Here is a 12,817-nt window from a genome sequence, read left to right as displayed (position 1 = left end):
CTAACAACAGGAGGCACCATGCGTGCATTGAGCAAACTCCAGGAACGGATAAAACGCAAAGGACTGCGCGACACCCTCAAAACGGCTTTTCGCCACTATGTGTTCTACCATTGGGAACTGGTGTGGATGGAACGCGACCTGCACACCCCGGTGCCGCCGCACCAGCTCAAGCCCTATCCACCGCTGCGGGTGGAAACCATCACCGTGCACAACGTCGGCGCCTTCGCCACGCATTTCGGCGACCGCGTGGAGACCATGCGCGAACTGGCCGCCGAGGGCCACACAGGGCTGATGTTCCTGGACGACGACAACGCGGTCGTGGCGTTCATCTGGGGCAGCAGCCGACACTACCACGACCGGCATTTCTATGGTTGCTGGTTCCCGGTGGGGCCTGGCGAGTTCTTCGAGTTCGGCGGCGAGCTTATTCGCAAGTACTGGGGCACGGAGCTGTCGGTCGACCTGCAACTGGCACTGTGGCAAGCCATGGCCGCCAAGGGCTGCGACAAGGTGGTGGACGTCTGCGAGCAGCACAACATTCCCGCGCTCAAGCTGCACTTGCGCATGGGCTACCAGGAGCAAGGACGGATCATGAACGTGTATTGCCTGTTCGGTCGCTGGAAGTTCTACCGCGAAAGCCGCTACACCGAGTCGCGCCTGGAGCCGCTGCGCAAGCCCGCAGCGGCGGTGTCCTGAGCCCATGGCCCTGCAACTGAGCTGGTGCGCCTCGCTGCGCACCCACAGTTTCCCCGCTGCCGGATACGAGGCGCTACGCCAGCGCGTGGCCGGCAGCACCCCCTTCAACCACCTCGGCTGGCTGCGGGCAGCCGAGGCCGCGCTGCAACCGGGCCAGCAGCTACAGGTGCTGCTGGGGCACCTCGACGGACGCTTGTGCCTGTGCCTGCCCCTGGTGCGCGAGCGGCAACCGTTCGGCCCGCTGAACGTGCCGGTGGTGCGCCACCTGGGCCACCCGCTGAGCGACCGTATCGCGCTGCTGCTGGATTTGCCCGCGCAGCGTGCCGGCCAGGTACTGCAAGCGATTCGCAAGCAACTGCCCCACGCGCTGCTGCAACTGGGCGAGGTGCATGGCGCCGATGACGACTGGCTGCGTCAATGGGCCTCGGCCAGTTCCACCTACCAACGCCACCTGAGCTGCCGCGCACCGGTGCACCGCATCAGCGAGCTGGACCGCCAGGAAGTCAGCGGCGATGCACGCTACAAGCTGCGCCGAGCCCGCAAGCGGATCAAAGCCTGCGGCGCGGTGGTGCGCCGGGTGATCGCCACGGCGCAGAACATCGATGCGCTGCTCGATGCCGTCAGCGCCGTGGAGGCGCATAGCTGGAAAGGCGATGACGAGGTCGGCATTTTCAGCGGCCCTCAGCGCCACCAGTGGATGTACCAGGCCTTCACCGCCCTGGCCGCCGAGGGCCTGGTGTGCCTGGTGCTGCTGGAACTCGACGGCCAGTGCATCAGCTACCGCCTGGGCCTGCTGGAACGCGGCCGGGTGTACGACTACAACCTGGCCTTCATCCCCGAGCACCGCGACCTGGGCAGTGGCCGGGTGCTGCTGGAAGAGTTCATCCACTGGGGCCTGGACGAAGGCTGGCACTGGGTGGATGCCTCGCGGGTGAGCCTGAACAACTCCAGCCACCAGTTGCACGAGCGCCAGACCGGCCAGGTCGAGCATTGGCGGCTGAGCTGCTACAGCTGGCGCCTCGACGGTATCGCCCTGGGCCTGGTCCATCGTTGCTGGGACTGGCTCAAGCCACGCGTGCACAAAGGTCAGCGCGATACCCGCCCGACGACCCCATCCCCCACCCCCGAGGAGCGCCCGGATGCCATCTCAGGTCATAGTCAACGCTGACGATTTCGGTTTGAGCGTGCACACCAACGCCGTGATCCTGCATGCCTTCCAGGCCGGGCTGATCAGCTCGGCCACGGCCATGGCCAACATGCCGGCCTTCGCCGCCGCCTGCGTGCTGGCCCAGCAGCCAGCGCTGTGCGGGCGTGTCGGGCTGCATTTCAACCTGACCTACGGGCGACCGTTGAGCGAGGCGATCAAGGCCGAGCCGCGCTTCTGTACAGCCACCGGCGAGTTCGAACTGAAACTCAAGCGTCGCGCCCTGCGCCTGTCACGCCGTGAGCGCGAGGCAGTAGCGCAGGAGTTGCAGGCGCAATGGAAGCACTGCCTGGACCAAGGCCTGATGCCCAGCCACCTCGACTCGCACCAGCATGTGCACAACATCTGGCCCATCGGCGAGGTGGTGGCGCGTTTCGCCCATGAACAAGGCGTACCGGTGCGCCTGGCGCGCAACCTGGGGCACAACATCGGGCCGCTGAAGTGGCTGTTCAAGCGCTTGCTGAACCAACGCCTGCGCAGGCTTTCTGGCGCCACCGCCGACTACGTGTGCACCCCCGCCGACCTGAAAGCCGGGCTGGCACCGCGCGAAGGGGTTCTGGAAGTGGTCGCGCACCCCAGCGCGCTGGGCGGCCACGATTTCGGCGATGCCTACCTGGAGGGCGGCGAGTCGCTCAAGGCGTTGATCGACTCGCGACTGGAGCACGTGCCTCGCGTGGGCTACGGCGCCTGCCTGGCAAGCCCTGCGCAACTGGCGTAACACTTATCTAGCACCCCACGACCGGACATCAGGTGCCTCCTGTGCGGCCATCACGCACAGGAGCACGGTCATGTCGTTGGCCACTGAAAACCCTCACCAAACACTGCTCGAGCAGCGCTTGCCAAGCTGGGCGACCGCGATCGCTACCGAGCAGTGGCAAGCCCTGCGTAGCAGCCTGCCGGCCACTGCTGCAGAGGTCGGCGCGCCTCAGCAAGCGCGCCTCGATCAGGCACGCAGGGCCCTGGCCGTTGCCCTCGGCGGGCTGCGCCAGCCCGCCGAGTTCGCCGAGCCGCTGCTGGTCGAGCGATTCGCCACCCTGTCCATGGCGCCTCGCGCCACAGAGCTGATACGTATCCACCCCTTCTTCACCCATGGGGTGTACGTGTACAGCCATGAGCGCCATACCCTGCTGGACGCCGCCTTGCAGAACTTCGCCGATGGCCTGACCTTCAGCAGCCAGAGCAGCATTGCCCTGAGCCAGCACATCGAAGTCACCCCACAGACAGTGGTAGGCCAGACCACCTTGGGCGACAGCGAAACCCTGGTAGACATCAACCTGGCCTCACATACCTATGCCATCGAGCCCCTGCCCCTTGCGCCAGCGGCATTCGCCGAGGCAGTGCGCGACCTCGACCTGGGCCTGCGCTACCAGGTCCACCTCGACGAGGTGTTCGCCCGCCCGCCAGTGACGCCGCTGTTCACTGCAGTGGAAAAAGCGCGCCTGCACTTGGCGCTCGCCCAGGCAACCACGCTAGACACGCCAGCGCAGCAAGCACTGCTCGCACTGCTCGAGCACGACACGCCGCTGCCTTGCCAGCAGTTGAGCCTGTTCGGCCTGACCCTGCACGAATGCCTGGTGTTCGACCTCAGCGACAGCGGCTTGCTGCTTTACCTGCCGGGCGATCTCGCCAGCCTGCGCCAGTTCGCCCAACGCGACGACCTGCACGACTACCTGTGCACAGCGTTGCTCGAACCGGCCTGTAGAAGCCAGATGCTCGACTACCTGGCCCACGAACAGCACGCCACATTCCTCGACCGCTTGCAGCAAAACCTCGACGACTCAGGCAGTGCAGCCCTCGATGCCCAATGGCCGCTACGGGTCGGCGCGGACCTGCACCTGGCACTGACGCCAATCGAAGACGCCCCCTTCACGTTCCTCTACCGCGACCATCTCGCCCGCCTGAAGGCTGCCGCACGCCAAGTGCTGGTGCCCACCGCCGACGCCGATGAACAGGCCCGCAAGCGCCGCCGGGAGATGTGGTTGAACCTCGGCCTGGACACCCTGATGGTGGCCGGGTTCTTCATCCCCACAGTGGGGACGTTGATGACGGCGGTGGTCGCCTATCAATTGCTCGATGAAGCCTACGAGGGCTACGAAGCCTGGCGCGTGGGCGATCGCCACCTGGCGCTGCGCCACCTTGAGGCCGTTGGGCTGAACCTGGCGCTGATCGGTGGGCTGCACGTCGCCGGACAGCTCGTGCCAAAGCTGTTCAATAGCACGCTGATGGAAAGCCTCGACGCGATTGCCTTGGCCGATGGCAGCCAGCGCCTGTGGCGACCAGACCTGGCGGCGTATCGCAGCACCGTGCAATTGCCCGAAGCGCTTGAGGCCAATGCCCTGGGCCAGTACCTGCAGGGGGACAAGCACTACATCCAGCTGGACGGACATCTCTACGCCCAGCAGTTCGACGAGGCCGGGCGCGGTTGGCGTATCGGCCACCCCGAGCGCCCAGAGGCCTACCAGCCCCGACTCGAACACAATGGCGACGGCGCCTGGCGCGCAGAGCACGAACGGCCGCGGCAGTGGCCATTGGCCAAGCTGCTCAGGCGGCTAGGCCCGCGCGGGGCGGCACTGGACGACCTGCAACTGGAGCAGGCCGCACGCATCAGCGGCATGGGCCTGGAGCGACTGCGCCAGTTGCACCTGGCCAATGCCCCAACACCGCCGCTGCTGGCCGATACGCTGCTGCGCGTGCAAACCGAAGCCCGCGTGCAGGCCGAACTGGCGTTGGAGCCTACCCGCCAGCATGATGCGTTGTTCGCCCACTTCTACGAAGGCACTCAGCCCCCCGAGGCCAATGAAACCCGCTTGCGCGAAGCGTTCCCAGCGCTTTCGTCACCCTTGGCACAGCGCCTGTTGAGCGACCTGGATGTCGACGAGCTGAACAACTGGCACACCACCGACACCCTGCCCACCCGCCTCGCAGCGGCGGCCTCGCAAACCTGCGCGGCACTGCCGCTGGCCCGTGCACTGGAGGGGCTGTACTTGCCTGGGCTGGCCAGTACCCAGAGCGATCGCCTGATCCTGCGTGCACTGGGGCGCTTGCCAGGTTGGTCAACCGACTGGCGTCTGGAACTGCGTGCGGGCAGCCCACAGGGCGCCACGCTGGCGGCGGCTGGCAAACCCTCGGCCAGTGGCCTGAACGTGGTGATCAAGTCGCCGCAAGGCTATGAAGCGCACCTGGGCGACAGGCCCGCACCCGCACAGCAGGACCATGACCTGTGTCGCGCGGTCTTCGACGCCCTGCCCGCGACTCAGCGCCAGGCCCTCGGCCTCATGGGCGCTGACGTCCAGGCGTTGCGCCAGCAGCTGCAGCGGCAGGTCGATGCAGACCCCGCACGGTTCCTGCCTTCTCGGCTCACCCAGGGGACACCGGGGTGGGGGCGCAAAGGTGGCGCGCTGTGGGGCGGCCTGCCCAACGAGCGTCCGGTCAGCGAGGGTTTCATCGAGATGCACGCATTGCGCCGGCGCTACCGCGCAACCTTCCCCACTGCCAGCGACGAAGAAATCCAGGGGCAACTGGACGGCTGGCGGCAACTGGGCCTCACCCCGACCAGGCAATTGCAACAGATGGAGCAGCAACTGCGTGACTTCCACCAGTCCCTGGGAGACTGGGCCGGCAACAGCACACGGCGCCAGCGCGCCGTTGCCGTGTTGGTCAACGTCTGGAGGCGCAACGCGGTGCATCAACTGGATGAATACTCGCGTGGCCATGCCCTCGAACTGGCGGACCTGGGGCTCGACGACCAGGACCTGGCCAGCCTGGTACTGCCAGATCGATTCAGCCACGTGGCCCTGCTTGACCTCGGCGGCAACCCGGCACTGACACGCTTGCCAAGCGAGCTGCTGGCACGCTTCCCGCGCCTGAATCGCCTGTACCTGCGCGGTTGTCGCCTCGATCGTGTGCCGCAGGTGCCCGCACCTGCAGCGCTGGAGCGCCTGGACCTGGAGCACAATCGCATCACCTGGGACACCCAAGCCCAAGCCCGGCTGAACGAAATGACCGAACTGACCACCCTCGACCTGTCGGGCAACCCGCTGATCGCCAGCCCTGACCTGAGCCAGCTTCGCCAACTGTTGTCGCTGCGCCTGAGCGGCTGCGCCCTGAGCACTTGGCCCACAGGTTTGGAGCAGATGGAATCGCCGTTGGTCCTGGACCTTGGCGACAACCAATTCGCCGAGCTGCCCGAACCCGTGCCGCTTTCGCGCGATGCCGCGCTGGCCCTGCGCTTGGAAAGCAGCGGCCTGGGCCAACGTGCGCAGAGCCAGATCGGTGACTATTACCAGGCTCATCAGGTCGATCTGCTGGTAGACGATGGCGACTACGACGAGTTGCTACACAACGCAGGGGTGGACGAGTGGATAAGCTGGAACAGCTTGCCGTTGCAGTACCGCCGAGACCTGCGCGCAATTATCGAAACCGATGCCTTCGACCTTGATCCGCAGCGCGTGCGCAGCGAGCTATGGCGTCGGTTGAGCGTGATAGACAACAACCCGTCGTTGCGTGAAGAGGTCCTGGCCCGGCCTGCCGCACAGTTACTGGCATTGCCGCTGTAAACCCCGCACGGTGTTTCATGGACTGCCTTCTGTGAAACACCGCACCGGCAGTTTTCTTATATATCCACCTGATACTCGACACACACTAAAAACAACGGCAATGCAAGCGGCATTATTTACGTATACGTAAACGGAAGAAGACGCGACATCATGCCGCATAGTGGCACTTTTGTAATGGCCCGAATTTTTTCGGAAATTGATAGCCACTTATCAGTTCAACACCTCCTCAACTGAGAAAGTGTTTCTTTTATTATTCATCCTCGCAATACTCGGAAACACAAAAGCGATTCAGCATCGAGGTTGCAGGCATGAGCCTTGCGCGTATTCCCGCCGTTCACCGTGACAAAACCATCCCGCTCTATGGCAGCAACCCGATCGGCAGCTTGTCTCCGGCGGCCATGCCGGTCGAAACGCATCATCTGGAACCTGGCGCATGGCATAGCCATCGTCTGGATGCACAAATGCTGACAATGTTCCTGCAACCCAGCGAGCTGCTGCACAGCGAAGGCAGCCAGCCGGTGCGCAAGATTCCCGTGGCTGCTCGCTCGATCGCCTTCTCCCTGCGAGCCCGCGAAGAGAGCGTGTGCTGGTTGAAGCCGGTGCGAATGGTCAGTGTCTGTGTACGCGACGAAGTACTGCAAAACGCCGCCGAAGAATTTGGCGGCGGTCCGTTCGAGCTGCTGCCCGACCCCGGCGTTCGCGACGAGCGCCTGTCGGCACTGATGCATGCCTTGCATGTTGAACAGGTCGGCGGCTTTGGCTCTGGCCGACTGTTCGTCGATGCGATCGAACAAGCCATCGCCAGCTCGCTGGTCAGCCGCTACAACGCCTTTGCGCCAACGAAGCTGCGCCCGGTCGTGGGTCTTCCACCCTATTGCGCAAAGCGTGTGGTGGACTTCATCCATAGCCACCTCGACCAGCCCTTGACCCTGGCGGAGCTGGCCGAGTGCGCCGGGTTCAGCCGCGCGCATTTCTCTCGGCTGTTCCATGCCACTTTCTCGACCACGCCACATCATTACGTCATGAACGCACGCATCGAGCTTGCCAAGTCCATGTTGCTGGTAACCCGCAACTCTATTCTGGAGATTGCGCTGTCCTGTGGTTTCCAGACCTCACAACACTTTTCGCGTAACTTTCGCAATGCTACAGGCGTGACGCCAAATGACTTTCGCAAGCAGTACAACTGATCATGCTAAAAGCGCACGCGGCATTGGCATGTTGCAGTGAACTTAGCACGAGCGTTCCGTTCAATATATTCAACGAGTGCACGATATCTTCACCAGCCCTTCACCGATAAGTGGGCTCATGTCGTTGAATTTGATATCCACTTATCAGTTTCACCCTCTCCTGAAACAAAATGTTTCTTTTGCTGTCACAGGCCGCAATACTCATGCCACTTAGAAAACCGATTCAGCTGTGAGTTTGCCGATATGAATTTTTTGCGTAGCGTTACCATTCACGACGACAGACCCATCCCGCTGTATGGCGCACGCACCATCGATAAACATGCCACGCCAGCCTGGGAACCCAGCCCGAGGCATACCCATCGCCTGGACGTGCAAAGGCTGAATATGTTGCTGCCCCCCAGCCCATCGCGGCGCACGAGAGGCCAGCCAGCGCCCGCGCAGGTGCCTGTGCAAGCGCTCGCGTTCTCGCTGCACGCCCGTAATGAGCGCGTGCACTGGTTGGCGCCGGCCCAAGCCATCAGTGCCTGTATGCACGAAACGTTGCTGCAGGCAGCAGCCGAGGAGCTTGGCGGCGGCCTGCTCGAGCTGATTCCCGAGCGCGATGAGCGTCTGTCGGCCCTGATGTATGCCTTGCACGTCGAACATGCCAGCGACTTTGCTCGTGGGGGCTTTTTCGCCAGCGCCATCGAGCAAGGCATCGCCATTTCCCTGGACAACCACCACAACGCCTCGGCCCCGGCGAAACCACACCCGGTCAGCGGTTTGCCGCCTTCTTGCGCCAGGCGAGTGGCGGACTACATCCATGGCCACCTCGACCAGCCGTTGCCCGTGGAAGCGCTGGCCCAGTGCGCGGGCTTCAGCCGCGCGCATTTCTCTCGGCTGTTCCACGCCAGCTTCTCGACCACGCCGCATCAATACGTCATGAATGCGCGCATCGAACTGGCCAAGTCCATGTTGCTGGCAGGCCAGGAGTCCATTCTGGAGATTGCCCTGGCCTGTGGTTTCCAGACCTCGCAACACTTCGCGCGCAACTTTCGTAGCCTGACGGGCCTCAACCCGATCAGCTTTCGAAAGCAACACGGCTGATAGTCGAGCACGAATAGGTACAGGCGCAGACGAATCGACACGACGACCTTCTGGAGGTAGGGCTCAATCACCGTGAGCACCCTACCCTCCAAGGAATCGTCGAATGGCCACTTACCCTCGCGTCTATACGCACTCGCATAGCCCTGACACCTATGAACTGTTCGGTGTTGAATTGAAAGTATTGCTGTCGAGCAAAGACACCTACGGCCAGTTCTGCATCGTCGAAGGCACCATGCCGCCCGGAGCCGATGGCGGCCTGCATATTCATGTCAACGAAGATGAGTCGATGCATTTGTTCGAGGGCGAGCTGGAGGTCACCATTGGCCAGCACGTGTTCACCCTGCACGCCGGCGAAAGCTACTTCGCCCCGCGCAACGTACAACAGCGCCTGCGCAACATCGGCAAGGTACCGGCACGTGCGCTCGTGGTCGGCACGCCCGGCGGCTTCGATCAATTCGTCATGGCGGCCGGGACCCCGCTGATCCCTGGCGTTCCTCGCGACACGACGCCCCCGACGCCGGAACGCATGCAGCAGATCCTGGTACTCGCCCAGCAGCACGGTATTCGCTTGCTGCCCGACGCCCCCAAGGCAACCTCCTGAAACCCCAACCCCGAGACCTGAAATGCAAAAAATCGCTATCCCGTCCCTGCTTCTACTGACCGCCCTGTACAACGGCCTGGCCAACGCAGACGCGCCCAAACCCATCAAGTCCTCGGCGGCGCAAGTCAACGGCGCGATCTACCAGCAAGCCAATGCAGTGAAAGAAGGCTCGGGCACAAGCAGCACCATCGATGTAGTCACCTACGACTCGAAGGACAAGGCCTTCCAGACCGGCATGTTCAAGTCCGGCCCGATGAAAGTGGAGCTCAAGGCCCCCGGCCTGGACCACGACGAGTTCCTGCACTTCATCTCCGGGGGCATTACCTTGACCTCCTCCGATGGCACGCGCATGGAGGTCGGCGCCGGGGAATCGGTCACCCTTCCCAAGGGCTGGACCGGTACCTTCGAAACCGCTGGGTACTCGAAAATCTACGTGATCTACAACGCACCTGCCGCCAAACCCTGAGCTTCTCTGACGTGCGCATAAATGCGCACGTTCAGACACTTCAGGAGACGAATCGGAACGTCGCGTTCTTGCCTATCAGGTTCAATAGCCGCGCTGCAGGGGCAGTTCATGCCCTGGCAGTCGCTTTAAAACGAACCTGAATAGACAAGAGCCCTTCCCATGAAAAAAATTGGCCAAGCCATCGCCTTCTCAGTGCTGACTGTAATGACCGCCGGCGCCTTCGCCGGCAACCCTGTGCAAGGCGTGACGCTCAAAATCGCCGTTTCGCCAAACTCCCCACCGATGCTGTTCAAGGGCCAGGACGGCACGATCCAAGGGGCTGACCTGGAGATCTTCCGCAATTACTGCAAGGAGCGCGGCTGCAAGATCGCGGTCAAGGAATACGAATGGGAAGGGATGCTCGGCGCAGTGGCTGGCAAGCAGGCGGATGTCGCCTTCTCCGGCATTTCGATTACCGAAAAACGCCAGAAAGTGATGGACTTCTCGGCGCCCTATTACGAGAACTCGTTCAACCTGGTCAGCCTGGTTTCCAAGAAGCTGACGATCAAGGACCTGGCCGAACTGAAGAAATACAGCATCGGCTACCCACGTGGCATGGCCTACACCGACCTGATCAAGTCCGACCTGGAACCCAAGGGCCTGTACAAAGTGGCTGACGCCAAGCTCTACCCTTCGTACAACGAAGTCATCACCGACCTGAACAACGGCAACCTCGACCTGGCCTTCATCGAAGAACCGGTGTTCGCCAACTACAAGTACAGCAAGAAGCTGCCGATCGACGTCAGCTACGCCTTCAAGGGCGTCGACCACCTGGGCTTCGCCTTCCCGAAAGGCTCGGCGGTTCGCGATGACTTCGATGCCTACCTCAAAGAGCAGGGTCCGCAAAAGATCGCCGCGATCCTGGACAAGTGGATGAAGTCCTGACCGATGCTGGCCAAGGCGCTGCTTGATATCGTCGTGCTGTTGTTGCAAGGGGTCGTGCATACCCTGTACGTCACCCTGACCTGCTTCATGAGCGCATTCGCCCTTGGCCTGGGAGTCGCCGCCTTGCGGCGGCTTTCCGGCCGCTACATCGCGGGCCTGCTGGACCTCGTGGTATTCATCATCCGCCCCATCCCTGTGCTGGTGCTGTTGTTCCTGGTGTATTTCGGGCTGCCGGCCTTCGACGTCGCGGTGTCACCCCTGCTTGCGATGAACCTCAGCCTTGGGGTGATTGGGGGCGCCTACCTGTCGGAGGTGTTTCGCGGTGCATTGGCCATGGTCGAGCCCAGTGAAACCAGCGCGGCCCGCGCGGCAGGCTTCAGCGCCTGGCAGATCATTCGGCATCTCGAATTTCCACAGATGCTGCGCTTTTCCGTGCCGGGCGTGATGAATGAACTGACCGCCATTCTCAAGAACACGCCCTTCGCCTACATGGTCGGTATTGCAGAGATCCTCGGCCAGGCCAAGGCACTGACCGCATTGAGCCTGCTGGGGATGAACATCTACCTGATCGCCGGCCTCTTGTACTTCCTGTTGTACAGGGTGTTCGTGCTGGTCATGGACAAGATCGAACAGCGCTACGCCGTGCGCTAGCTTGCGAGAAACACATGCCCATTCTAGAAGTGAAGAACCTGACCAAGGCCTTCGACGGCAACGCCGTGCTCGAGGGTGTCGATTTGAGCGTCGAACGCGGGGAAACCCAAGTCATCATGGGCGCATCGGGGTGTGGCAAGACCACCCTGATCCGCTGCCTCAACCTGTTGGAACGCCCGACATCCGGGCAAATCGTCTTTCGTGGCGAGGATGTGCTCGGGCCGCAGGTCGATGTTCGGCGACTGCGCAGCGACATCGGCTTCGTGTTCCAGAACTTCGCCTTGTACCGCCATTTGAACGTGTTGGACAACGTCACCCTGGCGCTGCGCAAGCTACAGCGCAAAAGCCGGGTCGAAGCCCAGGCCATGGCGCGCGAGGAGCTGGCCTACTTCGACATGGCCGCCCATGAAAAGAAATTCCCCGCACAGCTGTCTGGCGGCCAGAAGCAACGGGTCGCGCTTGCTCGAACCTTGGTGATGCGCCCGCAGATGGTGATTCTCGACGAGCCGACTTCGGCGCTCGACCCGTTGATGAGCCAGGAAGTCGCGCTGTTGATCCGCAAGCTGCAAGCCCGGCATATCACCACGGTATGCGTCACCCACGACATCGCCTTCGCCGAGCGAATCAGCGAGCGCATTGCCTTCATGCATGCAGGAAAAGTGGTCGCGCAAGGCTCGGTCGCACACTTGGCGAACGTCTCGACCGACGTGAACGTGATGCGTTTCTTCGCGAGCCATGCGTCGTGACGGCCGACATGCTCAGCTTCTACCAGGACTTCCTCGAGCAATGGCCACTGATACAACTGGGGATCTGGGCGACCCTGAAGCTCACGCTGACCGTGTCGCTGAGCGGCCTGTTGCTGGGTTCGCTGGTGTTCTACCTGAGCTTGAGCCGCAACAGGCGGGTCAGCCGCTGTATTGCAGGCTTCAAGTCGTTTTTCATCGGTACGCCGCTGGTGTGCATCCTGTATGTCGCCTACTACGGCCTGCCGGCATTGATCTTCAAGCTGAGCCCCTTCGAGGCGGCGGTCGCAGGCTTCACCCTGAACGTTGCGGCGTACAACGCCAGCTACATGGCCAGTGCCTACAATGGGCTGGACAAGACCCAGGTGGAATCTGCGCAGGCCCAAGGGTTCAATGATCGCCAAGTGTTCCGATACGTGATCTTCCCGCAGGTGCTGCGAGCATCGGTCCCCGCCCTGACCAACCAGGTGCTGTATAACCTGAAGGACAGTTCGATCGCCTTCCTGATCCAATACCCGGAACTGCTCGCGCGCATGCAAGAGCTGGCTTCTGGCAACTTTGAGTTCTTCAAGGTCTATGCACTGACGGCCGTTTTCTATATTGCCTTGGCGTCGATCATTTATTGCATTTCAACCTCGGTCGAGCGTCGTCTTCCTGCGCGATAACGGAACAAGCCAAGTAAAAGCCCAATAAAGAACGCCGCATC

General features: G+C 62.3%; 12 protein-coding genes. All 12 read left to right on the top strand.

Annotation, left to right across the window (positions count from 1 at the left end; all coding sequences use genetic code 11):
• The first annotated feature begins 18 nt into the window (after window positions 1-18).
• The 12 genes from ACQKPE_RS02710 to ACQKPE_RS02655 all read left to right on the top strand — a co-directional run bounded on the left by ACQKPE_RS02710 (window position 19) and on the right by ACQKPE_RS02655 (window position 12,776).
• Window positions 19-693 carry an N-acetyltransferase family protein gene (locus ACQKPE_RS02710; RefSeq protein WP_427663222.1) on the top strand — a complete coding sequence of 225 codons (675 nt, stop codon included), beginning with the start codon at window positions 19-21 and terminating at the stop codon, window positions 691-693.
• Between the two features lie 4 nt (window positions 694-697).
• Entirely contained in the window at window positions 698-1,861 is a 1,164-nt protein-coding gene (locus ACQKPE_RS02705) for a GNAT family N-acetyltransferase (protein WP_427663221.1), read from the top strand.
• The gene (locus ACQKPE_RS02700; protein WP_427663220.1) at window positions 1,833-2,615 is read left to right on the top strand and encodes a ChbG/HpnK family deacetylase; all 783 of its coding nucleotides are present in this window, start codon (window positions 1,833-1,835) and stop codon (window positions 2,613-2,615) included. The genes ACQKPE_RS02705 and ACQKPE_RS02700 overlap by 29 nt, the downstream gene beginning before the upstream one ends.
• 70 nt (window positions 2,616-2,685) lie before the next feature.
• Window positions 2,686-6,453 carry a dermonecrotic toxin domain-containing protein gene (locus ACQKPE_RS02695; RefSeq protein ID WP_427663219.1) on the top strand — a complete coding sequence of 1,256 codons (3,768 nt, stop codon included), beginning with the start codon at window positions 2,686-2,688 and terminating at the stop codon, window positions 6,451-6,453.
• A 308-nt stretch (window positions 6,454-6,761) separates the two neighbouring features.
• Window positions 6,762-7,640 (top strand): helix-turn-helix domain-containing protein, encoded by an 879-nt coding sequence (locus tag ACQKPE_RS02690; protein WP_427663218.1) that lies wholly within the window; start codon window positions 6,762-6,764, stop codon window positions 7,638-7,640.
• 447 nt (window positions 7,641-8,087) lie between these two features.
• Complete coding sequence (locus ACQKPE_RS02685; protein ID WP_427663217.1) at window positions 8,088-8,726, top strand: helix-turn-helix domain-containing protein; 639 nt, start codon at window positions 8,088-8,090, stop codon at window positions 8,724-8,726.
• Window positions 8,727-8,829: 103 nt separating this feature from the next.
• Window positions 8,830-9,327 (top strand): cupin domain-containing protein, encoded by a 498-nt coding sequence (locus ACQKPE_RS02680; protein ID WP_427663216.1) that lies wholly within the window; start codon window positions 8,830-8,832, stop codon window positions 9,325-9,327.
• 22 nt (window positions 9,328-9,349) lie between these two features.
• Window positions 9,350-9,793 carry a cupin domain-containing protein gene (locus tag ACQKPE_RS02675; protein ID WP_427663215.1) on the top strand — a complete coding sequence of 148 codons (444 nt, stop codon included), beginning with the start codon at window positions 9,350-9,352 and terminating at the stop codon, window positions 9,791-9,793.
• A 159-nt stretch (window positions 9,794-9,952) separates the two neighbouring features.
• The gene (locus ACQKPE_RS02670; RefSeq protein WP_427663214.1) at window positions 9,953-10,717 is read left to right on the top strand and encodes a transporter substrate-binding domain-containing protein; all 765 of its coding nucleotides are present in this window, start codon (window positions 9,953-9,955) and stop codon (window positions 10,715-10,717) included.
• A 3-nt stretch (window positions 10,718-10,720) separates the two neighbouring features.
• Window positions 10,721-11,368 carry an amino acid ABC transporter permease gene (locus ACQKPE_RS02665; protein ID WP_427663213.1) on the top strand — a complete coding sequence of 216 codons (648 nt, stop codon included), beginning with the start codon at window positions 10,721-10,723 and terminating at the stop codon, window positions 11,366-11,368.
• A gap of 14 nt (window positions 11,369-11,382) precedes the next feature.
• Window positions 11,383-12,114 (top strand): amino acid ABC transporter ATP-binding protein, encoded by a 732-nt coding sequence (locus ACQKPE_RS02660; protein ID WP_427663212.1) that lies wholly within the window; start codon window positions 11,383-11,385, stop codon window positions 12,112-12,114.
• On the top strand, window positions 12,111-12,776 hold the full coding sequence (locus ACQKPE_RS02655; protein ID WP_427663211.1) for an amino acid ABC transporter permease: 666 nt from the start codon (window positions 12,111-12,113) through the stop codon (window positions 12,774-12,776). Before ACQKPE_RS02660 ends, ACQKPE_RS02655 begins: the two co-directional genes overlap by 4 nt.
• Window positions 12,777-12,817 lie beyond the last annotated feature (41 nt).

Origin of the sequence: Pseudomonas sp. NPDC089554, from assembly GCF_050280645.1 — a bacterium.
GTDB lineage: Bacteria > Pseudomonadota > Gammaproteobacteria > Pseudomonadales > Pseudomonadaceae > Aquipseudomonas.
Note: the sequence above shows the minus strand (reverse complement) of the source record. Positions and strands in the feature narration are given on the sequence as shown.

Excerpts from the sequence above, each read along its gene's own strand:
- ACQKPE_RS02700 (WP_427663220.1), top strand. The coding sequence starts at position 1,833 with ATGCCATCTCAGGTCATAGTCAACGCTGACGATTTCGGTTTGAGCGTG.
- ACQKPE_RS02695 (WP_427663219.1), top strand. The coding sequence starts at position 2,686 with ATGTCGTTGGCCACTGAAAACCCTCACCAAACACTGCTCGAGCAGCGC.
- ACQKPE_RS02705 (WP_427663221.1), top strand. The coding sequence starts at position 698 with ATGGCCCTGCAACTGAGCTGGTGCGCCTCGCTGCGCACCCACAGTTTC.
- ACQKPE_RS02710 (WP_427663222.1), top strand. The coding sequence starts at position 19 with ATGCGTGCATTGAGCAAACTCCAGGAACGGATAAAACGCAAAGGACTG.
- ACQKPE_RS02675 (WP_427663215.1), top strand. The coding sequence starts at position 9,350 with ATGCAAAAAATCGCTATCCCGTCCCTGCTTCTACTGACCGCCCTGTAC.
- ACQKPE_RS02670 (WP_427663214.1), top strand. The coding sequence starts at position 9,953 with ATGAAAAAAATTGGCCAAGCCATCGCCTTCTCAGTGCTGACTGTAATG.
- ACQKPE_RS02680 (WP_427663216.1), top strand. The coding sequence starts at position 8,830 with ATGGCCACTTACCCTCGCGTCTATACGCACTCGCATAGCCCTGACACC.
- ACQKPE_RS02690 (WP_427663218.1), top strand. The coding sequence starts at position 6,762 with ATGAGCCTTGCGCGTATTCCCGCCGTTCACCGTGACAAAACCATCCCG.
- ACQKPE_RS02665 (WP_427663213.1), top strand. The coding sequence starts at position 10,721 with ATGCTGGCCAAGGCGCTGCTTGATATCGTCGTGCTGTTGTTGCAAGGG.
- ACQKPE_RS02660 (WP_427663212.1), top strand. The coding sequence starts at position 11,383 with ATGCCCATTCTAGAAGTGAAGAACCTGACCAAGGCCTTCGACGGCAAC.